This window comes from Methanosarcina acetivorans C2A (assembly GCF_000007345.1).
Classification (GTDB): domain Archaea; phylum Halobacteriota; class Methanosarcinia; order Methanosarcinales; family Methanosarcinaceae; genus Methanosarcina; species Methanosarcina acetivorans.
The window spans coordinates 3,191,414-3,216,543 of record NC_003552.1 but is presented as its reverse complement, the minus strand read 5'-3'; the positions used below and the strand labels follow the sequence as shown (position 1 = coordinate 3,216,543).

Genomic DNA, 25,130 nt, shown 5'->3' with positions numbered 1-25,130 from the left:
CATATTCCGCCAGAAAGACAGGACCAAAAATAGAGATAAGCAAACAGAGCATTCAGGAAGCCGTCCAGCAGGCAACCCCGAATAAATCCTCTTTGTTGAACGTACAGAGAGAAGCAGCCAGGGCAAAATTTAGCAACCTGCAGGAACAAGCCCAGGAAGGACTCAGACAGCAGCGCGAAAGCGGAGAAGTAACAGAAACAGACATAGCCCTTATGAAAAGGTCTCAGGCCATAGAAGAAGCTTACAACGAAGCCCAGAAGCAGACCAAACAAACAGAGCAAGCAGCAGAAGCAGGATACGGTACCGGATACATGGCAAGCCCGGTGGACCTTTTCCAATCTGCCGAAACTCAGGCTGAAACAGTTGAAACCCCTTCTTACTCATACACTGTATATGATTACCTGGGAAGAGAGCAAACCATAACCGAGGATCAGTATAATGCCCTGATCGAAGCCAACAAAAGCAACACCAATAAAAACAGGGTCTATACAGTCATTCCGGAAGAGGTTGCAAACTCCGGGGCCGATTGGTGGATCAATTCCGAAGGCCAATACGAATGGGTCCCTGTATCAGCAAGTGACAAAGCAGCCCTCGAAGAAATAAACAAATACAGAAGAAAGAAAGGACTTCCTGAACGAACAACCCTGATAAGTGCAGCCTCTCCAAGTCAGGAATATTCAGAAAAATGGTACACAACAGGGGGAAACAGAACAACAGTAGCCCATAATGAAAAGCTTGCCAAAATGAAATCCGGAAGCAGCGCAAACGCCAGCGCCAGCGCCAAATCCGGAACCGCTCAAGATGCAAAAGCAACAATAATCTCAACCGGAGCACAAAAAGAAGCTATTGCACTTGCCGAAGAATCAACGATTCGTAACCCTCTAACCAAATACGAATCTAAAGAAGATTATCTTTCGGTGATGACAGCAAAAAAGGAAGCAGCAGATGCAGCAAAGAAATCAGCAGAAGCCTATAACCCTATTCTTGACGCATCAGGTAATGAAATTGCAGGCATCGAAGTAAAGGGGGCCAGCCGGGAAAGCACAGCAGGAATTAAAGGTATTATCTCAGGAGAAGGGTATTATTCCAGGGATCAAGCTGTCAGCGAATACAAGCAGTCTAAAGCAGAATCTAAAGAAGCCGCAAAACAGGCAAATGCAGACACAAAAATAATAGATCCCTCCGTAGGGCTCACAGAAGAGTTTTACGCAGCCCTCGAAAATTATACTCCTGAGCAGCAGCAAAAACTTATTGAGGGGAGGCTACAACTCAAGAAAAACGCCGAAGCAATACAAGCAGGCCACGGTAAGCTCTATGATCAACTTTCAGGGTGGACAGAAGACTATGAAGAATTAGCGGAGGACATAAAGCATTCTAGCATTTCAGATGCAATTACAGGGACCACAGGATCAGCAAAAGAAAAACTCTCATCAGTCGGGGATAACACTATTTTAGATATCCCTCTTACAGCAGTTGGGAACCTAATAGGCGGGGCTGGCTCGGCTGCAGAACATGCTGATACAGCCCTCAAAACAGGGGGAAAATCTCTAATCCCAGACACTAAAACATTGTTGGCGGGTACAGCAGTAACAACCTTCGCAACAGCAGAAGCAGCAACGGACGTAGCCGGCACTAAAGGCACTGAGATAGACAAAGAATCTGTTCAATTGCTTGCAGATGTGGCTATTGCAACAGCAGCCCTCGGAGTAGCCGGGAAAGTTGCAGGTAAGACCATCAAGCCAGCCGGTGAACTTCTTAAAAAAGAATCTGGAAAACCGCTAAAAGAATTTCTCTCTGATGAATCAGCCTCTCTAGGAAAAATGGAATATAAAAAACCGAGTCAAGTATCTCAAATGGAAACATACTTGGAGGTAGAGGGTAAGCTCGTACCTGAATCAAGTGTAACAATCAAGGGCGCGAAACTGGCGGATGATGTTGTCCTAACTCCTGAAATGGAAAGCGTTCTCTATGGTACATCTAAATCAAAAGTATTAGATGTTGACACTGCTTCGATGAAAACTTTAAGCAGGGATATAATGTCTCCTGAAATGGTGAAACCTTCAGGGATAAAAATATCATCTCTAAAAACAGAAGCTGTAAAACTAAAATCATTAAATACTGTCGCGGCTCTCTCTGCCAGCATTACCCCATCAATAATAAATTCAAGTCCATCCGAAACAGATATTTCAATACCTGCGGTTCATCAATCTTCCAAAGCTGTACAATCCAATAACATAATTGTACCAGCGGTTGAACAATCAAAACAAAAGCAAAAAGACACGTTAACATTTTTCCCCATCTCAAAAACAAAACAAAAACAAACTACTGCAGTTATACCGGCTCAACCTCAAATAACATCTCAAGCAGTTAAGCCGATTCAACCGCCAGTACAACCTCAGACCGTTAAACCGATTCAACCTCCCATACAACCGCCGATCCAGCCATATCCATCTTTGTATGATCCTATACAGTCTATGCCATCCTCCAGAAATCCTGTCCTTTACACTCCCAGAACTTCAACACCAAAAAAAATAGCAATTGATCCAGACAGAGAAACAAGGAAACAGCCCGATCTACTCGGCCCAGGTATAAAATTCGGAAGCCGAACAAAACACCATTATGTGAAAGATCCGGTTTCATTCGTTCTGGGGCCAGGTAAAAAAGGAAGGCGGTAAATACGCCTTCTTATCTGCGGGGTTATTGCCAGCGGTGCGGGATGTATACAGTTGTTCACGAAAAAAAAGGGATAATGTTTTCTGAATTGCTCTGTGAAAACTGTATGAAAAACGATACTGTTTCAAAACAGAACGATCAAATCCTAAGAGCAATCTTAGGACATTAATTTTTACCAGTATATCTCTATGTTACTAACAATACCCATATCATCTCGATAGTAATACCCATTTTTCAAACTGTGGAGCTTGTAAGTCTTCCCTATCTTACATTCGACCCACGCATCAGATTCAACACAATCAATAAATATTAGTCCTTTGTCTGTAGTGTAAAATGCATTACATGCATGCCTTTCAGGGTCGCTTTCAAAATCAACAGCTACCCAAGCGGCCTTTATACCTCTCTTTTCGGCACGGTTATGTAACGTTTCTGCGTAATCCCCACACGTATATTCTCTAGGTACATACTTTTTCTTATCCGTAAGATCTCCTATTATAAAACTTACAAGTTCTGCATAAGTAACATTTGTAGCATTTTCATTATTAATTAATTTTATTTGATGCCCATCTGCTCCGGCATATGGAGGATTATTGTCTGTAACATCTTCAGCAGTACTGTTATCTATAAAAGGCGAAAGTATCAACAATACCCCTATGTAAATAAACAAAGCTTTATAACTCATCTTTTCCCCCACATATCTAATTCTTTGTCATACAATATAATATTTTTTACATTGTTACATCTAGTAAATTAAATACAAATATTTGTTCTAACTATTACGAACAAAAAATAAGATCATTTCTCCATTCTTTTCATTAATTTTACTGCATCAGGATTTTTCTTAAGGACCTGGCTACCCGGAGAAGTCCAGGACAAAAAAATAAAAAGAGGAAAATGAATGGGGGTTATACTCCCTACTTGTCTCATATTCAGAGAGTTAAAAGGGGGAAGTACTCTCTGAACATGTAAGGACAATTCGCCCACATAAGTAAATCAAGTAAACTTGATTTACTACCATTAAGAAAGATGTCAAAGTAAATAAATATTTCGAATTCTTACGAGTTCATTCTAACAGTTAAAAATTGAGAAAAACAAGTAAAGTATATCTTATCCAGATTAAAACAAGAGGTTACTTTCTAACATTTACTTTTACTTTACTTTGACTGTAATTTTACTTAATTTTTACATAATAATAATACATAAAAAAGTTACATAGTGTTTAGAAAAGAGAATGTAAAAGTGAATATTAGTTCACTTTTTAAAAAGCCATTGCTGTTTCACCGGCTTGCAAGTTTAGATCATTTCTCCATTTTTTTCATTAATTTTACTGCATCAGAATTTTCTAGTAGCTTCCGAAGTTCATATATATCTCTGTTCACTTCTTCAATTTTTCTTATTTTTTCTCTTAGTTCTATTATTTCAGCATTCTCTACAGTTGCCCTAACATTTTCACGTGCTAGAATTTCATTCTCAGATTTCAATTTCTTATACTCTGGACTCTCAACAACATTCAACTCTTTCTGAATTGCTAGGTATGGAATATATTTTATATACTGCTCTCTCAACTTCTCAGGTGATGCCCTAAAATAAGCAGCCCTGGTATCATCCAGAGTATGACCCATAAGAAACTCAACAAAAAAAGAATCAGCCCCAGCATTCAAAAGCGCGGAATTAAAATACCTTCTCATATTATGGCTTCTTATAAGATTCCAGTTTCCCCCACCTGCACACATCCCGACTTTTACTGAAATGGATTGGTAAATATCAAAAAACGCATTGGTTGATAGCTTCCGTAAAGATTCATCATTAGTATACAAATAATCATCTGAAATTTTCTGCATTATAAATAAATATCCTTCATCACTTGTTATACGCTGCTTCTTTAGTTGTACATCTCTCATTTTATCTTTATGAGATATTTTCCTTCCTCTAAACTCTAAATATGCATTTATTGCCCTGGTTGCCTCCGGATCTAAAAAAGTTACAAAATCCGTATCAGTCTTTTCTCTCCGTAACTGTAAGGTACAAATTTCAGTTTCAGGGTCATATCCCCTCTTATACTCAATGATTCGTAAATTCTGAATCTCATTTTTCGATAATCCACTCGAAACCCCTGTTAATACTATAGCTTTTGTTAGCGGATCTGAAACACTTAATACTATTTGCAGGTCTTCTTTAGTAGGTATAGGCTTATTTATCTCAAGAGTTTTATTACTCCCTGCCCTAACCTTAGGCACGTCTATGTAAAAATATTTGTAAAAACTTCTAACTCCTGCTAAATATGCAGCCCTGGATTTTGGAGATATCTCTCTATCACGTAGATGCGCGGCATATAAATTAAGATCTGTAAATATTGCTCGTTCGTCTATGAATTTGCCCTCTCTTATATCCTTCTTTGCTTCATCGATAATTTCAGAGGGAGATTTTTTTATATATTCAATGTAAAGTTTCATTGCAACCATATAATTTCTTTGAGTTGCAGGCTTCTCTCCATACCCGGATAACCATAACTTAAGCTTAGGATCGTCTAAAATATCCATAGTTTAACCTTACATTATAAAGTATTCTTTAATTAAAAAATAATCTCTATTAAGTATGGAGTTTAGTTCGAAATGTGAAATTTTATCCGGTTTTCGGAATTGGTAACAGGTTCAAAAAAAATTTATTCTCATTACCTTCGAATTCAGACATGTTACCGATTGTTTTCGATCCTGCTAGCGAGAATCGATACAGTTATTTTGCTACAGGCCCTGAGCTCAGGATTTTCTCCATGACTTTCTTCTTTTTCGGGCCCTTCGAGATATGGCACAAGCGAAGAAAGCGCCTGTATTTTCCGAGATTCTGACCGAATCCCGTATGTGATCTCACGGGTTATTTCCATATTATAACAGATTTGGAAATGTCTCTTGATCATGATATGATTCGTTATCCATATACTCTTTCAATTCCTCTTGTGTAAGATTTCGGTCTAAACAGTTCTTCGTTTCGTTTATCAGATCTTCTATATTACACAGACACACCTTTGCAGTATTGTCATCACTCGCCGTTGCAATGTATTTTCCATTGGGGCTGAATACAACATCATTTACCACTCCATCGTGGCTAATGGCAGCAATTTTGTCGCCTGTAGATGCGTCCCATATAAATGCTGTTTCTCCATAACTCGTAGTTGCAATGAATTTCCCATCAGAACTGAACTCGACTCTGGATACATAATCGTCATGGGATAGATTTGTAAAATCATTACTTATCGATAAATTCCATATCCTTGCATTTTTGTCCCAACTCGCAGTTGCTACTTTTTTTCCATCTGGACTGAATGCAACATCATGCACCTTGTTACTGTGGTTCAGAGTATGCTTTAGAGTAATATTTTTTCTTGTAGATGTATTCCAATTCCATACCTTTGCAGTGTTGTCATCACTCGCCGTTGCGACATACTTACCATCAGAACTGAATTCAACATCTTGCACACTACCATCATGGCTTATGACATCAATTTGTTTTCCTGTAGATGCACTCCATATCCTTGCAGTATTGTCAGCACTTGCAGTTGCAACATATTTCCCATCAGGACTGAATACAATTTTATTTACCCAACCTTCATGTTTCAAAGTGATATTTTCACCTGTAGGTGCATTCCAATTCCATACTCTTGCAGTATTGTCCTGACTCGCTGTTGCAACATATTTTCCATCCGGACTGAATGCCACATCAAGAACCCCACCCCCATGTTTTAGAGTAATATCTTTGCCTGTAGACGTATTCCATACTCTTGCAGTATTGTCCTGACTCGCCGTTGCAACATATTTCCCATCACGGTTGAATACAGCTTTGTTTATTCCGGCATCATGTTTAAGGACAGAAATTTCCTCACCTGTATATGCGTCCCATACTCTTGCAGTATTGTCCTGACTCGCCGTTGCAACGTATACTCCATCAGGACTAAACTCAACGTTTAACACCGAATCTTTATGATTCAAAACAGGAATTTCTGTATATACATCCCATATACATGATGTATTGTCAGCACTTGCAGTTGCTACTTTTTTTCCATCAGGGCTAAATGCTATATCAACAACATCCTTGCCATGGTTCATGATAGCAATTTCTTTACCCGTATATGCATCCCATAAACGTGCAGTTTCGTCAGCACTCGCGGTTGCTACTTTTTTTCCATCAGGGCTGAAAAAAACTTTTTTAATTGAATAATCGTGTTTCAGAACAGCAATTTCTTTACCTGTAGATACATTCCACAAACGTGATGTTCTGTCAGCACTCGCGGTTGCTACTTTTTCTCCATCCGGACTGAATGCGACATCACGCATCACATCGGTATGGTTCATGACATCAATTTGTTTTCCTGTAGAATTCCATAAACATGCTATATTGCCAGAAATCATCATTGCTACTTTTTTTCCATCGGAGCTGAATATAATTTTTGATACAGAATTGCTGTGGTTCAGAACAGTAATTTGTTTCCCTGTGGATACATCCCATATACATGCTGTTTTGTCCTGACTTGCCGTTGCTACTTTTTCTCCATCGGGACTGAATGTAACATCAAGCACACTGCCATTATGTTTCAGAGTATGTTTTAGAGTAATATTTTCAGCTTCAGTTACATCCCACAAACGTGATGTATTGTCCTGACTCGCCGTTGCAATGTATTTTCCATCGGGACTTAATTCAACATCACATACCTTATCGGCATGTTTCAGAACAGCAATTTGTTCATATGTAGACGCATTCCATACATATGCTGTACTGCCATAACTCATCGTTGCAATATATTTTCCATTGGGACTGAAAAAAACTTTTGCTAGCTCATCATTATGATTCAGAACAGCAATTTCTTTATGCGTGGATATATTCCATATATGTGATGTCTTGTCTCTACTGGCCGTTGCAACGTATTTTCCATCAGGACTGAAATTAACATCACGCACACTACCATTATGGCTTATGACGTCAATTGTTTCTTCTGTAGATAAATCCCATATCTGCGCTTTTTCGTTACTAACGGTAGCTACATATTTTCCATCTGGACTAAAGATGGTTTTATTTACCCAATCATCATGTTTCAGAACCACAACACTATGAGGTATGAATAGTAACCCCTGGCGTATTAACTGATCAGCATCAACAGTTTTGAGAATTTGAAATGATTCAATGGCAAAAAGAATACTTTTATCTCTATTTTTAGGATTCTTCTGAAGAAAAGAGGAGATTGAAGTGGATTTTGAACTTAAAGACAAACTTTCAGCTAGCTGTTTTTGCTGCTCGGTCTGATACCATTGATATGCTGCAACTCCTGCTAAAATTAAAATAAAAATAGAGAAGATTGCAAGTCCTTTAATAATTAGGCTTCTTGCCTTTTCTTTTTCTGCTCGTGTTTTTTCTTCCAGTTCAGAACTTGCCTCTATATATTTAATCTCATCTGACTGTAATTCACGTTTGTTTTTTTCCATCCAATTTTTTGCTTCTACCAGGGGAGCTCCACGCAGAAGGTTACCTTCGTCTCCTTTTCTATTCCATTCCTCCATTTTGTCTTCAAGACGCTGTCTCCATGTTAGAAAACCACGATGCTCACTTATCCACTTATTCAACTGCTTCCATTCTATTAGCAAGGAATCATGAATTATCTCTACTGTTTCGGTTCCTTTGCTTAAATCGCAGTCTGTGACAAGAATATGGGCATCAGCAAGCTTTTTAATTAATCGATGAACGGCTTGTTCATCACTCTCTCCAGCTAAACTTTCCAGCGGCAGACGGCGGCGAGAGTCCGGAAAATCTCCATTTCCGTAGTGGATCAGGCGGGTAAAAATCTTCCGGGCTAATTCTTTTTCTTCTGTGTTCAGACTGTTATATGTCTCATTAGCCCACTGCCCGATAGCTCCTGAAGTACCACCAATTCTTGTATAGGCTTCATGAGTTAGCATCCCGTCTGATCTGGACTCCCAGAGTTTAGTAAGGGTAAACTCAAGCAGGGGAAGAGAGTTTTTTGTGTTTTTCAGTTTATTTATTATTACTGTCAACGGCGGTTAAGAATTCCCCATTTTCGGCGGATTAAAATTCCCCAATTCTCAATCCTTGAGAAAAGTTCGAGGATTGTGAATCATGCTGAAAAAGGAGGATTTATTCTTGATTCGAGATTTAAGTTCACAAAACTTGAGCATTAGTGAAATCGCCAGACAAACCGGTTTTGACAGGAAAACTGTGAGGAAATATCTCCAGCTGAAAACCTTACCTGAACCCCAGAAACGTCCCGGAAGAAAGAGCAAGCTTGATCCATATAAACCTTATATACTCAAAAAGCTTGAAGAAGGCTCCTACACTACTGCTCGGCTCTATCGGGAAATCAAAGAAATGGGTTTTGATGGAGGAATGACCATCGTCAAGGACTTTGTAAGAGAAGTCCGACCTCAGCAGGGAGTCCCTGCTGTATTCCGCTATGAAACAAAACCAGGTGTACAGGCTCAGGTTGACTGGGCAGAGATGGGAACAGTTGAGGTTGATGGAAAGATAAAGAAACTCTTTTGCTTCAACATGATTCTTGGATATTCCAGGATGAAATATGTTGAATTTACACTGGGCATAGACACTTCCACTCTTATCCAGTGTCATCTGAACGCCTTTGAGTACTTTGGAGGATTTACACAGGAGATTCTCTATGATAACATGAAACAGGTTGTTATCAAAAGAGCCTTAAAATCATCAGATTCTGAATGGAACTCACAGTTTGAGGATTTCTTCAAATGCTTTGGTTTTATTCCACGGTTATGCAGGCCTTACAGGCCTCAGACAAAAGGTAAAATTGAAAATACGGTAGGCTATGTCAAGAGGGATTTCTTCCTTGGAAGACGATTTACCTCTCTCGAAGACCTGAACGCCCAAGTTCACAGTTGGTTGGAAAGGGTAAATTCAACTGTCCACGGAACAACCTATCAAATCCCCCTTGAACGTTTTAAGGAGGAGAAACTGATCCCTCTGGATCAGGTTCCTCCTTACAAAGTTGTCCATAAGGAGACCAGAAAGGTCTCCAGAGACTGTTATATTTCGTTCCTTGGAAATAAGTATTCTGTTCCTTACAGGTTTGCAGGAAGAACTGCAGAGCTTCAGATTTTTGAAGGAATATTCGAGGTCTATGTTGATTATGAGAAGGTTTGTGAACATGAAATTCTTTCAGGTAATTGTAGGGTTTCCAGAAAAAAGGAACATTTTCAGGGCCTCCTGAGTGAGATTCTTAAAGAGAATTCAAAATGCAAGAAAGAATTACAGATTCCGTTGAAGTTCTCAGGTCCTGAAGTTGAAAAGAGGTCTCTTGACATCTATGAAACATTCAGTGACGGTGATTTTGAATGAACAATTTCAGCTATGAGAGACTTCACAGTAACCTGCAATACCTCAAACTGAATACTATTGAAGAGGTTCTGGACAACTATCTTGAAATTGCTGCAAGAGATAGCAAGACAACAATGGAAGTACTTGATTATCTGTTTGAACAGGAAAAGAAGCACAGAGAAGCTGCTGCAATTGAGAGAAGGATGAAAAGTGCAGCATTTCCTGTGAAAAAGACGCTTGATGAATTCGATTTTGAGTTTCAGTCATCTATTGATAAAAAAGGAGACTTTTTATTATTTTCTGGTTTTTCGTTTTCCCTCTATATCGTGCAAAACAATAAAATTTTAATTATATTGATATATTTTTTCTATTTATGGGAAAAGGAAACATTGCAATAGATAAATCAATGATAAAAACGATAGTTGACGGCAAAATAATAATTCCTTTGCCAAAAGTTTTGGTTGAAAATCGATACTATCCTATGTTCTCTATATTCTCCCCTACTCAGTGTGATAGTTGTGGAAGTAAATTACATGTTAACTCTCATCACACTCGTTTTATTATATCACGTTACGGCACTATATCTCTCAATGTTACATACTGGCTTTGTCCCACTTGTAAGAAACATTATCATGATCGGGTTATTGGTGTTCAGGGTTCTGCAAATTACAGTTCTGAATATTATGATACACAAATAAATGTCAGATACGATGGACGATGCAGTCTGCACAATTCTTGGCGAATTGGGGAAACATATACAGAAGGAGTAATAAATGTCTGTGGAAGAGCTCCTTGTCCCACTTCATTGTGGTTATATGAACAGAAACTAGCAAAACTTTCAAAGCAAGAACTTTTGAACCAAGGAGTTAGCTTTGAAGAAACATTGTATGTTGATGGGAATTGGATCAAGAATGGATGGAAAAAAAAGCTTGAAGAATTTATTGGAACGAAACTCACAAAGAAAGAATGGAAAAAAATGCGATATAAATCTGTTTACGTTGTTGCTACCAAAGAGAAGGTCATTTTAGATTTTGAAGTAACTGAGAGGTTACCAACAATTGAGGCTCTGATGCCTCTTTTTATACGAATAAAGAACCGATTTCCTGAAGATAAAATCAAAAAGATTGTTTCTGATGAGGATAAAGCGATCATTGGAGCCGTAAAAATGGTCTTTCCTGAAGTGACTCATTCTTTTTGTGTGTTTCATCAATTAAAAAACGTTAGTAAGAGGTATTATGAGGAATTCAGTTCTGTTGAAGAGATTCCAGATAACGATAAGATTACCTACAATGAGATATCTCAATTGATACTTTCTGATACGGTTATCAGTGCTGTTGCGCATATTCAGAAGATACGAGAATTTAACTCTGATCTTGAACTTTCTGAAGCGTCTCATAAAGCGATTTCTTATGCCGAAGAGATTTTCAGCAAGAATGTGAGCTTCTTGAAAAAAGGTTTTACACCTGAGACAGATAATACAATGGAACAAATATTTTCTTTGATATGTGATATAGTAGACAAAGTAAGGTCATTCAAAACCGATAATGGACTAACTAATTTTTGTTACAATCTATTTACTTTTTTCAACAAACGGTGTTTCAGCACTGGAAAATGGAAAGGTTTCTCACCTTTAATGAGAGCAAGATTCCAATATGGATAATGCTAGAATTGGAGAATAATTAGTTCTTAAACTTGATGGCTTATAGCTGTAGCTGTCGGAAATTCCCACAAAAATAGTTCCACAATTTGGAAAATTTTGGTGAATGCTTGTGTAAATGAATCAACATTTTTAAATGAGTGAATTGATTTGCTCAAATTGGGATGAAATTTTGTGGTTGTCTTGAAATTGAAGAAAAACCAGAAAAAATTAAAAAGACTCGAAAATATTCATACTCAATCCAAAGCAGAAACGTATACAGTTGAAGGATATAACGGCATACTAAGGCACTTTCTGGCAAGGTTGAGACGAAAGACAAAGTGTTATACGAAGAGTCTTGAAATGCTAAAGTACTCTGTTCTTCTATTGATGAAAAACAGAAATAAAGAGTTATCCTTTTGTCATCGGTTAACGAATTTTATGCACAACTTCGAATACGATGTGTAGTGTTTTTCCAATATAATCCGCTTACATGTTGCATAAAAAATAACACTTTTTGATGTTTTGTTCCTTAACCGAATCCAAATGAAGAGTTATCTATATTTAGTTAACAATACCAAATTTAGAAAAAAATATGATATGAAATGCAGTCTTTGCGATAATAATTAAAAATTTAAAAAAATCAGTATTTCACAAAATCAGCATTTCATAGTAAAGTCAAAACTTCACAAAATAGAAACGTCACAACAGAAGGAGATGAATTGGCAGGGATCGGCATTCTCCGCCGATCTGAAAATTAAAGTTGGATCACGGAAAACACGGGTAAAGACAATAGCAATGAGGGCACAGATCTTCCGTGCTTTCAGTGTTTACTTAGGGCTCATAGTTCTTCGAGTTCTATTTCTTCCCCAAGGCTTGCATTTGAGAGCAGGCTCTCGAGTTCGGCCATATCAGTGTCAATTTCCTGAATCTCAGCCGGCGTAAGCCCCGAATTATCTGCATTCTCTGCCTCGGCAACATTTTGGGTGACTCCTCCATCCATATCAGAGGAATCATTTCCGACGCAACCGGACCCTGCAATCCATACAATTAAAATTGAAAGTACGAGCAGGTGAGCGAATTTAACCATTTTCTGCCTCCTTAATTCCCAATCAATCTCAGAGAAGTTCTAGGTCCCGGTCCCTGAGTTACTGTTTACTACTCCTTTTTTATCTTGCTTACAGGAGTTCCATTTATACAGATTAATTATTATTAGTATTGTTTATACTTATGGTATTATTAAGTTCGGTTTCGGTGTTATTTTCGACTCCAACTCCGTTAACTTCTTCAAGATTATACTCCTTGAGGTCGTCGAAAATTACTCTGAGTATCTGGTTTGCCCTGTTGACATTATTGAGAGATTCGCGCATATAGTTGTTTGCCACTCCAAGGTTTTCCAGGGTAGCGTTTTCATCTTCATAAATAGCATCTGCAGCTTCTTTTTTCTCCTGAGCAGCTTTCAGATATAATTTATAGCTGGTAAGCCTTGTCTCAAGTTCAGCTGTATAAACTCCAGTCGCGTTCAGGCTTTCAATATTAGTCTCAAGCTTTCTAGAAAGATCATCGGACTTGCCAAGGAATTCCCCGACCCTCTCACTAACTATCTGCCCTGCACCAATAAGGCTGGCCTTCTGCGAATTGTTCCATATCCCACGCACGGATCGGACCGTAACTACAAATTCTTGCTGGTTGGAAGCATTTGCAACTTCTGCCTGTTCAGCCTTAAGCAGCCTGATATTCTCGTCTATGGCAACGATTCTTTCTTCTGTTACATTGCCATTTGAGTACTGAATATTTGTTTTAACGTTTTCCAGGTAGAGTATCATATAATTAATACTCGCGTTAAGGTAGAGTCCCGTGGCATTTACAGCCTCTTCGGAATCGGAATCAAGCTTTCCTTTCTGGATTTGATTTCTTACCTCAAGAAAATCCTCTTTTGCCCCCCGGTACTCTTCCTTCTGTAGCTGAAGCTGCTCCTGAATCTGTTCTCTTTCAAGCTTATCTGCAGAAACCCTGTCTTGAACCTCTGTTTGGACTTTGTCCTTGTCCTGGACCTTTTCAGGGTAGGAACTGTCAGTACCGTTGGCAACCTCTATACTGTCGTTTTCACTATTTCCTGAACCCGTACTGGCATTCTCGACACTGTCTTTTTCGCTATTTCCTGAACCCGCAACACTCTCACCGTCATACTGGACCCCATTTCCATGCTCTGATGAGTCTTTGGTAGCAAGTGATCCTCCAGGCAGTATACAGAATAATATTAATATAAATGTAACATAAGCCAGATATCGAACAATTCTTGATTTTTTCATCTGACTGCCTCCTTTCGCAAGTTAAGATACTGTGTTAATGGGATAAGCACATATAAGTATACTTTTCGGATAAGACTGAGTAATGATAAGATATGAACTTCCAAGCTTGATAGGGGCTTTATATTCTTGATAAAACTTTAATTTGCCTTCGGTATTTCTGAACACATGGCAAGGAAAAGTAAAAGATTTATGCTAAAAAACCATTTAAAGCTTCGTGAATTTTAGAAAGCTCTGCAAGATTGCCTGTGTATTCTTATTCCTAATGTGTGTTCAGGGAAACGCACTTGCGGCGACGATTCACGGGACCGTATATGAGTGGTACAGCTTCAAACCCCTCGAAAACGCAGTAGTTGAGATCAACTCTACTCCAGCGCAGAATCTTGTTGCAACGAATGCCGAATACTCTTTTAACCTTACTCCGGGAACCTACCTGATAACTGCCAATTATTTTGAAGAGAACACTGTAGTTTATAGGGCTGAAGAAAAATTTATAGTTACCGATGATGATGGGGAATACGTTCATGACCTTTTACTCTTCCCCACCTACCAGGAAGATCTGCTTGACCAGGGGAACCTGGAAAATGTTGACCTGGATTTTGGAGAAACAGAGCCACAACCCCAGGCAAACTCACAGAATACGGTCTTAGCTCTTGCTTTACTCGCACTCTGTATCCTGCTAGTCGCGGGTTATTTCTTGAAAAAGGGAAAAAGTACCCCTCCCGAAAAGACTGCAGGTTTCCCGGAGAAAACGGAAACATTGCATGTTTCATCAGAAGCAGAAGCATCAGAACTGGATGCATCAGGATCCGAAAAGTTCACAGTAGCTGCTGAGACAGCCGGTTCAGAGCCCGGTAAAGTTGGTATTGAGGCCTCTGAGATAAACTCTGAGCCTTCCGAAACTCTTAACCTGGAAACTCAGTCAGAAAACATATCTGAGACGGAGCTTCCTGTGCAGCAAAATGTAAAGCTGTCGGAAGCCTCAAAAGTACCTGTTATATCTCAGTCCATCCCCTCATTTGAAGAGGGACTTGATTCGCTGGGCTCCGAAGACCCCGAAAGCCCTGAAACAAACCTCCCGGACGACCTGAAAGAGATTATGAACCTGATTCGGGCTAATGGAAATAGAATCACTCAGAGAGAACTCCGCAAAAAATCTCCGTACTCGGAGTCAAAAGTTAGCCTTATGCTTTCGGACCTTGAAGAACGCGGACTGATTGAAAAGTTCAAAAGAGGCAGAGGAAATATTATCCGGATTCCGGATGAAGAGGTTCTCAAGCAAGCTGGAACCCAGAGCAAGAAGGGATCAGGAGAAAACGGAACTTCACAATAACTCGTAATAAAATAAGACGTTACTTTACATATTTTGAAAAAACGTAAATCACAAACACCATAAATAGCAAACTATTTAACTGAATTCATCTACTAAGCAGCAGGAAAGATTAATAAAAATTTGAAAGATCGGGCACATAAGATTTCTCTATCCCATTATTATAGTCGGTTTCATACGCGATATAGAGTCATATGCTGGTATTATTATAAATATGCTGATAACCTTTACATTAAGCTGACTGAATAAAACTGCTGGATATTAATTTGACATTTATTTAATTGATAAATTATTTGATATTTATAAAATTGATAAATTATTTGATTATAATTATTTGATTATAAATTGTTGATTATAAATTATTTGATATTTATTAAAATGAGACATGTACTTTGACTTCAGAATCTTACTTAGACTTCAAATTGGATTTAAATTGCATGAGGGACAGTATGCGAGTTTCCATGGACATTGAATTAAAAGATGTGCCCGGGCAGATGCTTTTAGCCCTCCAGCCTCTTTCGGAATTCAAAGCTAACCTGATAACTGTTTTACACCACCACCAGAAGCGAACCCCCAGAAAAACAGTACCTGTACAGCTTGTACTTGAGACAAAACCTGAGAGTATAGAAGTAATCAAAGCAAAACTCGAGGAAAACGGGATAAGAGTTGTGAGGGTCGGAGAACACCGCTTCAGAGAGAGCATAAATGTAGTCCTCATAGGGCATGTGGTCCATACAGGGATCCAGGATACGATTGATGAGATTGACAAGACCGGGTTTGCGGAGGTAGTTGACCTCTCGTTATCCATGCCGGGTATCGACTTGCTTTCTTCAGCCCTGATCAGAATTGATGCTGTGGGTAAAGAGGATCTGCAAAAGGCACTTGATATCCTGAAAACAGTCTCGGCAAGAAAAGACCTGCTTATGGTGCTTCCAATAGACATCCAGGCCTGAAAAAACAAGGAGAATTGAAAATATGAAAACAGTGCACTGCTCCATTTTAGGATTTGGGGCAATTGGACAGGGTGTAGCCGAGGTACTCCTTATGAAAAAAGAGTATCTGAAAAGTATCGGGCTGGAAGTTCTCGTTGTTGCAGTTGTGGATTCGAAAGGGGCTACTGTTGACCCTGCAGGAGTGGATCTGGCTGATTGCCTTGCCCGCAAGAGGACAAAGGGAACGGTTGCCATAGAAAAGCTCACAGGAGTCGAGGTCATAAGGTCCGTATCCCATGAGCTGGTAATAGAAACCACTCCTACAAATATTGTTACAGGAGGCGCAGGGCTTCAGAATATGCTTGCAGCCTTCGAGACAGGCAAGGATGTTGTTACTTCAAATAAAGGCCCGCTTACCCTGAAGTACAGAGAACTTACGAAAGCTGCAAAAGCAGCCGGGTCAAACTTCAGGTTTGAAGCAACCGTCGGAGGCTCTATGCCCGTCATTAACCTGGCAAACGAAGTCCTTGCCGGAAATAGGCTCCGAAGTATCAAGGGAATTCTTAACGGAACCTGTAACTATATCCTCACCAGAATGCTCGAGGAAAGGGCAAGCTATAAGGATATTCTTGCCGAGTCCATGGAACTCGGAATTGCCGAAACCGACCCTACATACGATGTCGAAGGTATTGATACCGCCTGTAAGCTGGTAATTCTTGCCAATGCAATTTTCGGGCTTGATGTGACATATAAGGACGTTGAGGTTACGGGAATCACAAAAATCACACCCGAAGCCCTGGAAATGGCTTACGAAAGAGGGCATGTGATCAAGCTCATAGGAGAAGTCAGCCGGGAAAGGATACAGGTTGCTCCAAGGCTTGTGCCTATTAACCATCCTCTTGCTGTGAGAGGCACCCTTAATGTAGCTTCCATAGACACCGAACTTGCCGGAGAGATCACGGTTACGGGCAAAGGTGCGGGCCCGATCGAAACCGCAAGTGCAATTCTCAGTGACTTTGTTGCAATTTACGGAGATCGGTAATCACTGGAGAATATCGACGTTTAGAGACCAGAATCCGAAAAAATAAAACGAAAAAGCTGCGTGGACCATGACAAGCTTCAGGGAATTTGCAGAAACCTGCCAGGCGATTGAAAAGATATCGAGTACTATTGAAACCACAAATAAAGTTGCCGACCTCCTCAAAAAGGTTGACGTGGAAGAACTGCCTCTTGCAACTCACTTTATCATGAGTGAAGTTTTCCCTGCCTGGAGTGGAGAGCAACTCGGGATCGGCACAAGCCTGCTGTATAGTTCTCTCTCCAAGGCTTCCGGAATGTCTGTAAGAAGTATAGAATCTCTTATCCGGACCACAGGAGATATCGGGGAAACCGCACTTCTTATTTTAAAGGAGAAAAGGAAAAATCAGGTGACATTTTCTTCTTTCCTTGAGGAGCAGCCGGAACTTTCAATAACTGAGGTTTACCAGCGGTTCAAAACAGCTTCCGAAGCCTCGGGAAAAGGTTCTCAGGAACTCAAAATCAAAAACCTTCAGTTCCTCTTTAATTCCTCAACTCCAAGGGAAGCAAAGTACATTTCCAGGCTTGCCCTTGAAGAACTCCGAATAGGAGTAGGAGAAGGAGTTGTCCGGGATGCGATTGCCAGAGCCTTTTCCGTCCCTTCGGATAAGGTAGAACATGCCTTCATGGTCACAAATGATCTGGGGATAGTTGCTGCAGCTGCCAAGGAAGGCGGGATAGAAGCCCTTGAGAGTTTGGGGATCGAGATTAATCGCCCAATAAAAATGATGCTCTCTCAGATCAGCCCGGACATAGATGCCGATATAAGGGACATGAAGGGAGCTGCAATTGAATGGAAATTCGATGGGGCAAGGGTCCAGATCCACAAGAATGGAAATTCGGTTACTCTTTTTTCCCGAAAGCTTGAAAACGTCACAAACTCCCTCCCTGACCTTGTTGAAATAATCCGGAAACATGTAAAGGCCGAGTCCGCAATCCTTGACGGGGAAGCCGTAGCTGTGGATGAAAACGGAAAACCCAGGGCTTTTCAGGAGATCCTTAAGCGCTTCAGGCGCAAATACGATGTGGAAGAAAAAGCTCTCGGAATTCCTATCCAGCTAAATCTCTTTGACATTATGTACCTGAACGGCAGGACCCTGATCGATCTTCCTCTTGTCGAACGGCGAAAAGCTCTTGAGTCCTGTGTGGAGAGCTCGGTTGAAGACTCAAAGTCTATCTCTGTGGACGAGCAGGTGATAACCGGAGATCTCGAACTTGTGGAAAAGATCTACAGGGAAGCTTTGAATGCCGGACATGAAGGTGTCATGGTCAAAAACCCGAACTCGGCATATTCCCCGGGCAAACGCGGCAAAAACTGGCTGAAGAAAAAACCCCTTATGGAAACTCTTGACCTTGTGGTTGTGGGAGCAGAATGGGGCTACGGGCGCAGGGCAAACCTGATCGGTTCATATTCGGTTGCCTGCTACGACCCCGAGACCTCACGCTTCCTGCAGGTCGGCAAGGTTGGCACCGGGCTTACCGATGAGCAGTTGAAGGAACTTACGGAAATGCTCTCAGGCCTGATGGAAGGCGGAGAAGCCGGAGGAGTCTTTGCTATAAGACCGAAGGTTGTTCTGGAAATCGCTTTTGAGGAAATCCAGAAAAGCCCCAACTACGACTCGGGCTTTGCACTGCGTTTCCCCCGCTTTATCCGCATCCGGGACGATAAAGACCCCGAAGAAGCCGATACCATCCAGCGGATCGGGCGCGTCTACAGTCAGCAATTAAAAAGACTTTAATCTGTAATTTTTAGAAAGAAGTAACGAAAAGAAGTGAGCATAAGGAAGGGGTGAAGTAAAGAACAAAAGACCGTTATTGAGGGAAAGAATCAAAACTGATCTGTAAGATTAAGTAAAGAATTAAAACTGACCTGTAAATGAAGTAAAGAATAAAACTGATCTGTTTAATATCAGGTCAGAGCCAGGAATCAAATACATTTGAACAGGTCGTCCCTTTTCATTTCATGTAGCCTGTCCCGGAGAAGGCCCTTTAAGGCTTTCAAATCTCCTTTTTTGGCACTTATCGGAGCAATGATATGCTTCCAGTTCTGCCAGGGAGGTTCAAGTCCGAGGCGAACTGCGACCTCGTCAAGGAGATCGTTATACTCGTCTGCTTTTACTTTGTCCATCTTGTTTGCAGCAACGATTGTGTCGATCCCGATTTCCCTCAGAAAATCAAACATTTCAACGTCGATAGGGATCTGATCCCTTGAATCCCAACGGTCGACTATTTCAGGGAAGGAAGGCCCGTCTACTACAAGAACCCCTATTTTGATCCTTTCGGCATTGTCCTCAATATAGTGGACGGTTTTATCTTTAACAATATCCTGCTTCCGGTCCTTTACTCCGCTCATAAAGCCGAAACCCGGCATATCCGTAATGAGAAAGTCGGAGATCCTGGCGTGAGTTGGGCGTAATGTGACACCCGGACGTTTTCCTACCCTCACTTTTGCCCCGAAGAGCTCCTTTAGAAGAGAGGACTTGCCCACATTAGAGCGCCCGACAAAGATAATCTCGAGATTTATACCGCTTTCAGGTACAGTTTTACTTGTTTCCATTGTAGTTTACCTCGTTTGCTTCCCCGAGCTTTTTATCAAAAGCCCTGAGGAAAGCCTCAAGGGAATTTTCAGGAATACGCGCTCCTGCTGCAACAGGATGCCCTCCGCCACTCCCTCCAAACTTAGGAGCAATTGAACGAAGGAGACGGTTTATGTCAGCCTTACCCCGGGAACGAATGCTCAGGTCGTAAACGCCCTTTTTCTCCCGGTATTCGGCTGCAATTCCCACTTCCCTCTTTCCATAGGAGGCTGCATAGATCGCTGCTTTTGAGATAGAGTTATTTGTATTTACAATATACGCACTGTTTTTCAGGACTTTCACGTTTTCTTTGACAAAAAGCCGAATTTTTTCTTCATTAATTGCAGCTTCCCGGGCAAATTCGAGCAGATCAGGAATATTTGAAGGAATCATATCTTTTGAGAGGGGCTCGAGCAGGATTCTTTTGAAATCATAGTCTTTCCCTTTATAGAGTATTGCCTGGATAAGGGTCCCGGCCTGAAAAAATAGGCTCCTTTTATCCCAGTCTCTGACCCAGCTTCTTACACAGGGCGTGTTGTCACAGAAGTCACCTATAGCTCCGTAGATTGCCACTCTCCTCATTTCCTGGCTCAGGAGCCCTTCAAATACCCTGTAGGTGAGTTCAGAAGCACATACACCCGTATCGTGAAAAAACCAGTCCTCTTTTCCAAATCCTTCCGGCAGCGGATGGTGATCAATGTAATACAGGTTGCATTCTTCCGCGAATTTATTGAGTGCGGAATAGAGTTCAAAACTGCGCCTTTCCTCGATTGCAATATCGCAGATTATAAGATTTTCAACGTCTTCAATAAGATCTAACTTGTCGAGAAGACTGACAGGACTCGTGAAATAGACATATGCTTCCGGATAGGCACTTTTTGCAATTGCTCCCGAACATATCCCGTCAGAGTCACCATGGGTCAGGATCAGGGTTTTCGCTTTAAGCTGGTTCTGGGGTTCTTTCATGTTTTGATTCCTTTTACTTCTGTTAGCAGGCATATTTTCGCGATCTCTTTGTAAGGCACCTGATTTTCTATTTTATTCAACGGTTTTATGGAAGTTCTACGTTCTGATTATTAATTTTATCTTTTTTATTCTAATAAGCCGGCAGTACGATCATTGGCTGATCTATTCCGTAATCCCAAAGGAAATATTCCAGTTCTCTTTCCCTCCACCCAACTGATTCTGAGCCAGCCGTCAACCAATAAAAAATAACCGACAAACCAACATCGCGATTAAGAAAAATAATACGCTGAACAAATGCCTCCTTGTTCAAGGGAATACTTCCCGGAACTCTGAAAAACATCGTTCAACACAAGAAAACAGAATAGCAGCAATATGGCTCTGATGGGAAATATTATGAATTTGTTTACAGGGCGTATAGAGTGAACTATCCGGAGAAAAAGACAGAAAAGTAGACCGAGGATTTTTCAGGAAAAATTAAGGAAAGAAGATACTGGAATTTAGCCGTGCGAGAAGCGAGGTAGCCAGGGCGAAAAAGAATAGCTTAGAAGAAAACGGATTCCCGGAAAACCCGGAAACATCCGAAATCTTATTTAGCTTTTTTCAGCCTTTCAGACACGTCTCATTCTCAGAAGCCCTTTTCCCGCCAGGATTCCCGTTACAGCAAGCAGGGAACTAAATCCGGGGGTATCTCCATAATCTTCTTCGGTCCCCTCTGTACTCACCTGGCTCGAAGCTTCTTTCTCCTGGTTGGATGCGGTTGAACTTTCCGTTTGTGCACTGCTTCCTTCAAGGGTAATTGTTGTTCCCACATTAACTACGGAAGTCCCTGAGTAGACCTCTCCTGAATATTTTTCGAGGTCCAGGAAACTTGCTTTGCAGGCAGGGATCTCAATCTCCCCTTCTTTATTCATCTGCAGGACGTAGGTGATGGTCTTTGAGCCACCGCCACTTCCAAGAACCTGGCTGAAGCTCGTTTCTCCACTTATAAGTTTAGCTTCGGAAGGTACTGTATCGCTTACTTTTACACTTGCATCAACATTTCCACTGTTCTTTGCAGTAACCTTTACAGTCAGTTCGTCTCCAGGATTTAACTGCTTTTTATCAACAGTTTTCGTAATTTCAATATGGGGCCCGTAAATTTTTGTCTTTTCCGAATTATCGGATTCCACTATTTCACTCTCCCCGTTTGCAAGGGTGAAAGTAGCTACGATTTTCGGGAAGGTAAATTCTCCGGGTTTTTCCGGAATGAGAGTATACTCAAAAACATCCTCAGCTGTTTCTCCAGATTTTAGAGAAAGCGTCTTCTCAAGCGTTGTATCCTTCTGAAGATGCATGTTGGAAACGATCGAATCTTTAAGGACGATATCATTTATGTTACAGAGTCCCCCGTTCCGAACAGTGACTGAAACATATACCGGCTCTCCCATATGGCGCTGTTTTGGAGCACTCTTTGAAACAATGAGGTCCCATTTTTTTTCGATTTTTATTGTTTTGGAACCTGAATGTTCATATTTGTTATCCTTAATGTCCTCACATGTAGTTTTTGCGATTATTTTGAAATCTGTATCTTCCCAGGGAGTAGGCGTTTTCAGTGTGAGAGTAATAGGCTCAACAGTCTCATCTTTAAGAATTTTTGTGTACGTATACTTCGTTTTTCCACTGAGCACTTCCAGTCCGGCAGTATCAACAGTCAACGCAACGTTTTCAGCCTTAGCATCTCCGTCATTTTTAACCGTTATCGACACATCGATTCTGCCATCCCCTGTAGATTTAGAGTCGTATGTATCTTTTTCGGTGTCAACATCTATGTCAAAATTCGGTTTCCCTCTAATTAGAATATCCAGTTCAGCATAAGGATCCCAGTTTCCGGTCTTGAACTCTTTTCCGTTCTTTTTGATGACTTCATAGTTTGGATCCACTTTCTGGACATAAACCTTTATCTCGTCTTCATATTCAAATTCCATCCCTGCCGTTAAAGGAGCAGTCTTTAATTTTTCCCCGTCCCTTGAAATCGAAACGAAGACCATCTTATCTTCGTTGAAATCCTCTGCTTTTATTTCGTAACCGTCTACGGTTATCGTATCCCCCCAATAAAGTTTTGCATCATTCTTTTTCTCCACCCACTCCACTTCATCTGCCGCAAGAGCAGCCGTTGAGAACGTAGAGAAAACAAAAACGGCAACTAATACAATCGAAGCAATCTTTTTAGTCATGGTTACCTTCCTTAACTTTGATGCTGATTACATCGGATCTGGACAAAGGAAACGTACATTTTTTGCTGCGTAGATTTATGATTTAACCAACATTTCCAACCATTAATATATATTTATTTTTTATATATAATTGTTAAACAGAAATATTATATTTTGTATGTGTTGTGGGCTTTGCCCCCGGTAGATCTCACCAATAACAATTACAATATAACTTATACTTTGTCTAAAAATAACTAATAAATGTGAATTTTACGTCATCATCTTTTTGAAATATTTTATCTAACTCTCTATAAAATATTTTCATATATTGTATTTTAATTTTTGGTACTGATCTGGACACAATTCCATAATTTAGTGATTTCTCATTTTTTTCCATCCTTTAGACTTCAATTTCTCTGCTAACTTCCTAAATAAACTGTAATATAACCCTTGAGAAACAATTTTTTTGGTGTTTCTGCCAAAGAATTCTTTTACTTCTGTAATTTTTCACTGAACCTATTGACTAAAATCGACACGCTCCGCTATGTCATTCTGAACTACTCTCTCAAAAATAGATATTACTAAAGCTTAAATGGAGAAAATAATCTGAACAATTCCATAAATGACTTTTGTGGTTTCTTAAGTAAATTTAATCTTCTCATCTGAGTAAGTTTAATCCGATTTTCAATTCCTTTGTCAGTTCTAAACTTCTTCTTGTTATCCGTTTTTAGACTTTTTGAATAATAGCTTTCGATAGGGTTATTTGTCGCTGGCGCTCCTGGAAGATAATGGAACAAAGTAAGATTTAACCAGTGTTTATTGATCATCCACAATCGTTTTTGAACCTTTTCATCATATGTTCTTATATTTTCCATTAATTTATCAAAGTTATATTTTGCTTTTTCAAGACTATTACGTGGAAGATTTTCCTTTTTTCTTTTGATTTCAAGCTTTAATTTATGTCTATACTGGCAAAATTCCTTTTTTGCTTTTTTAATCCATTCTTGATGCTTTTCTTTGTTATTAATTACGTTGAGTTCTTCAGATTGAAGTTTTTGCAGAAATTTAATCTCATTCTCTCTATTATAAAATATACTTAATAACCTGTACTTCAAAAGTTCCTGTTCTATCGTTGTGTTCTTTGGAAAATCATTAACAATAAGCTTATTTAAATGCATCAAACAATATTGATGGACTAACTTATCCCTAAAAATTTCCTTTAATATATCAGGGTATCTCTTATCAAAATCCGTAACGATAAACACTGGCTCTGATGCATCAAGATTTTTCTTTAGAAATTTCTTGATGGTTTCTGGACTCTTATCTTTGAAAAGTTCATCTGCTATCGTTCTTTGAGCTTTTGCATCCAGTAAAGTTAAACGGTATTTCTGACATCTTCCTTCTTTTGGATGTTGTTCGTCATAATGCACCATATGTATATTTTCTGAATATGGAATAGTTTCCTGTTCCATTTCTTTGTAGAATGCTCTAAAAATCGTGCTTCTTGATCTTGGATATATGAAATCCATTAGATCAGAAATTCCATCATATGAAACGTTATGGTATCTGAGTAACTGGAAAAAATCATTGAATGTATCAAAAAGTAAAGTCTTCATATCTTCCCAAAAACTATAATCTTCTTCGTGTGTACTACCACAGTTTGAGCATTTATACCGACCAATGTTGATTTTCCCAAGACCGTCTTTGGTATGGGGATTATAGCCATTATGAACCATTGGAGTATTACAAATTGAACAGACGGGAGGAATTTTTCTACGAAAAATTCCTCGTGTAGTATATTCATAATCGTTTCCAAAACAACCAAAAACGTCTAAGAGAGCATGGAGCTCAGAAAAGTTATTAAGTGTAAGATTTATAGTCACCATTGCTTCTGCCGTAACATCATTACATAATTATAGGATTATAATTTTGTGTAGTGATGTTACACTTACTTTTATCACTAGATTTTGGGACTGAGTCAGCAAAAATTTTATATAAAAATATAAAACTCTACATCACAGGTTGTCTCAAAACTATACTCTATCATACATTTGGGTCAGAAACCCGTAATCTTTATCTTTTTTACAAAACAAAT

The 25,130-nt window shown here is 39.7% G+C and carries 17 protein-coding genes and 2 pseudogenes; 9 read left to right on the top strand and 10 right to left on the bottom strand.

Annotated elements, in window-relative coordinates:
- The first annotated feature begins 311 nt into the window (after positions 1-311).
- Complete coding sequence (locus tag MA_RS13445; protein WP_157860228.1) at positions 312-2,675, top strand: hypothetical protein; 2,364 nt, start codon at positions 312-314, stop codon at positions 2,673-2,675.
- Between the two features lie 170 nt (positions 2,676-2,845).
- Here MA_RS13445 and MA_RS13440 read toward each other — a convergent pair whose 3' ends face one another.
- From MA_RS13440 to MA_RS24610, 4 genes are all read right to left on the bottom strand, one after another.
- Entirely contained in the window at positions 2,846-3,367 is a 522-nt protein-coding gene (locus MA_RS13440) for a hypothetical protein (protein ID WP_011022547.1), read from the bottom strand.
- 604 nt (positions 3,368-3,971) lie between these two features.
- Positions 3,972-5,213: a tyrosine-type recombinase/integrase gene (locus MA_RS13435; protein ID WP_011022546.1), complete on the bottom strand. Its 1,242-nt coding sequence runs from the start codon at positions 5,211-5,213 to the stop codon at positions 3,972-3,974.
- A gap of 152 nt (positions 5,214-5,365) precedes the next feature.
- Positions 5,366-5,554 carry a hypothetical protein gene (locus tag MA_RS13430; RefSeq protein WP_048065442.1) on the bottom strand — a complete coding sequence of 63 codons (189 nt, stop codon included), beginning with the start codon at positions 5,552-5,554 and terminating at the stop codon, positions 5,366-5,368.
- Position 5,555: 1 nt separating this feature from the next.
- Complete coding sequence (locus MA_RS24610) at positions 5,556-8,711, bottom strand: eIF2A-related protein (protein WP_011022544.1); 3,156 nt, start codon at positions 8,709-8,711, stop codon at positions 5,556-5,558.
- Positions 8,712-8,793: 82 nt separating this feature from the next.
- Between MA_RS24610 and istA the strand changes: the two genes are divergently transcribed.
- The 4 genes and pseudogenes from istA to MA_RS13405 all read left to right on the top strand — a co-directional run.
- Complete coding sequence (gene istA, locus MA_RS13420) at positions 8,794-10,038, top strand: IS21-like element ISMac9 family transposase (protein ID WP_011022184.1); 1,245 nt, start codon at positions 8,794-8,796, stop codon at positions 10,036-10,038.
- Positions 10,035-10,298, top strand: a pseudogene (gene istB / locus MA_RS13415) (IS21-like element ISMac9 family helper ATPase IstB); the annotation flags it as partial. The gene istA and the pseudogene istB, both read left to right, overlap by 4 nt.
- 92 nt (positions 10,299-10,390) lie before the next feature.
- Positions 10,391-11,677 (top strand): transposase, encoded by a 1,287-nt coding sequence (locus tag MA_RS13410; RefSeq protein WP_011022542.1) that lies wholly within the window; start codon positions 10,391-10,393, stop codon positions 11,675-11,677.
- Positions 11,678-11,896: 219 nt separating this feature from the next.
- Positions 11,897-12,121, top strand: a pseudogene (locus tag MA_RS13405) (hypothetical protein); the annotation flags it as partial.
- A 373-nt stretch (positions 12,122-12,494) separates the two neighbouring features.
- Here the strand turns inward: MA_RS13405 and MA_RS13400 are convergent.
- Together MA_RS13400 and MA_RS13395 are read right to left on the bottom strand one after the other, a co-directional pair.
- On the bottom strand, positions 12,495-12,743 hold the full coding sequence (locus MA_RS13400; protein ID WP_011022541.1) for a hypothetical protein: 249 nt from the start codon (positions 12,741-12,743) through the stop codon (positions 12,495-12,497).
- Between the two features lie 112 nt (positions 12,744-12,855).
- Entirely contained in the window at positions 12,856-13,965 is a 1,110-nt protein-coding gene (locus MA_RS13395) for a hypothetical protein (protein ID WP_011022540.1), read from the bottom strand.
- Positions 13,966-14,227: 262 nt separating this feature from the next.
- Between MA_RS13395 and MA_RS13390 the strand changes: the two genes are divergently transcribed.
- The 4 genes from MA_RS13390 to MA_RS13375 all read left to right on the top strand — a co-directional run bounded on the left by MA_RS13390 (position 14,228) and on the right by MA_RS13375 (position 19,040).
- Entirely contained in the window at positions 14,228-15,295 is a 1,068-nt protein-coding gene (locus MA_RS13390) for a helix-turn-helix transcriptional regulator (protein ID WP_226990596.1), read from the top strand.
- A gap of 446 nt (positions 15,296-15,741) precedes the next feature.
- Positions 15,742-16,245: an amino acid-binding protein gene (locus MA_RS13385; RefSeq protein WP_048065441.1), complete on the top strand. Its 504-nt coding sequence runs from the start codon at positions 15,742-15,744 to the stop codon at positions 16,243-16,245.
- 13 nt (positions 16,246-16,258) lie between these two features.
- On the top strand, positions 16,259-17,266 hold the full coding sequence (locus MA_RS13380; protein ID WP_281085283.1) for a homoserine dehydrogenase: 1,008 nt from the start codon (positions 16,259-16,261) through the stop codon (positions 17,264-17,266).
- A gap of 67 nt (positions 17,267-17,333) precedes the next feature.
- Positions 17,334-19,040: an ATP-dependent DNA ligase gene (locus MA_RS13375; RefSeq protein WP_011022536.1), complete on the top strand. Its 1,707-nt coding sequence runs from the start codon at positions 17,334-17,336 to the stop codon at positions 19,038-19,040.
- A gap of 188 nt (positions 19,041-19,228) precedes the next feature.
- On the opposite strand, the gene engB is transcribed toward MA_RS13375, so the two are convergent.
- The 4 genes from engB to MA_RS13350 form a co-directional block, all read right to left on the bottom strand.
- Positions 19,229-19,858, bottom strand: a complete 630-nt coding sequence (engB, locus tag MA_RS13370) for a GTP-binding protein EngB (protein ID WP_011022535.1) — start codon at positions 19,856-19,858, stop codon at positions 19,229-19,231.
- On the bottom strand, positions 19,845-20,843 hold the full coding sequence (locus MA_RS13365; RefSeq protein WP_048065440.1) for a single-stranded-DNA-specific exonuclease RecJ: 999 nt from the start codon (positions 20,841-20,843) through the stop codon (positions 19,845-19,847). The genes engB and MA_RS13365 overlap by 14 nt, the downstream gene beginning before the upstream one ends.
- 608 nt (positions 20,844-21,451) lie before the next feature.
- Positions 21,452-23,056 (bottom strand): BatD family protein, encoded by a 1,605-nt coding sequence (locus MA_RS13355; RefSeq protein ID WP_011022533.1) that lies wholly within the window; start codon positions 23,054-23,056, stop codon positions 21,452-21,454.
- Between the two features lie 560 nt (positions 23,057-23,616).
- Positions 23,617-24,921 (bottom strand): ISNCY-like element ISMac19 family transposase, encoded by a 1,305-nt coding sequence (locus MA_RS13350; RefSeq protein WP_011022532.1) that lies wholly within the window; start codon positions 24,919-24,921, stop codon positions 23,617-23,619.
- Positions 24,922-25,130 lie beyond the last annotated feature (209 nt).

Coding starts and splice junctions, on each gene's coding strand:
- MA_RS13435 (WP_011022546.1), bottom strand. CDS start 5,213: ATGGATATTTTAGACGATCCTAAGCTTAAGTTATGGTTATCCGGGTAT.
- istA (WP_011022184.1), top strand. CDS start 8,794: ATGCTGAAAAAGGAGGATTTATTCTTGATTCGAGATTTAAGTTCACAA.
- engB (WP_011022535.1), bottom strand. CDS start 19,858: ATGGAAACAAGTAAAACTGTACCTGAAAGCGGTATAAATCTCGAGATT.
- MA_RS13445 (WP_157860228.1), top strand. CDS start 312: ATGGCAAGCCCGGTGGACCTTTTCCAATCTGCCGAAACTCAGGCTGAA.
- MA_RS13365 (WP_048065440.1), bottom strand. CDS start 20,843: ATGAAAGAACCCCAGAACCAGCTTAAAGCGAAAACCCTGATCCTGACC.
- MA_RS13395 (WP_011022540.1), bottom strand. CDS start 13,965: ATGAAAAAATCAAGAATTGTTCGATATCTGGCTTATGTTACATTTATA.
- MA_RS13385 (WP_048065441.1), top strand. CDS start 15,742: ATGCGAGTTTCCATGGACATTGAATTAAAAGATGTGCCCGGGCAGATG.
- MA_RS13350 (WP_011022532.1), bottom strand. CDS start 24,921: ATGGTGACTATAAATCTTACACTTAATAACTTTTCTGAGCTCCATGCT.
- MA_RS13430 (WP_048065442.1), bottom strand. CDS start 5,554: ATGGAAATAACCCGTGAGATCACATACGGGATTCGGTCAGAATCTCGG.
- MA_RS13390 (WP_226990596.1), top strand. CDS start 14,228: ATGTGTGTTCAGGGAAACGCACTTGCGGCGACGATTCACGGGACCGTA.
- MA_RS13400 (WP_011022541.1), bottom strand. CDS start 12,743: ATGGTTAAATTCGCTCACCTGCTCGTACTTTCAATTTTAATTGTATGG.
- MA_RS13410 (WP_011022542.1), top strand. CDS start 10,391: ATGGGAAAAGGAAACATTGCAATAGATAAATCAATGATAAAAACGATA.
- MA_RS13355 (WP_011022533.1), bottom strand. CDS start 23,056: ATGACTAAAAAGATTGCTTCGATTGTATTAGTTGCCGTTTTTGTTTTC.
- MA_RS13375 (WP_011022536.1), top strand. CDS start 17,334: ATGACAAGCTTCAGGGAATTTGCAGAAACCTGCCAGGCGATTGAAAAG.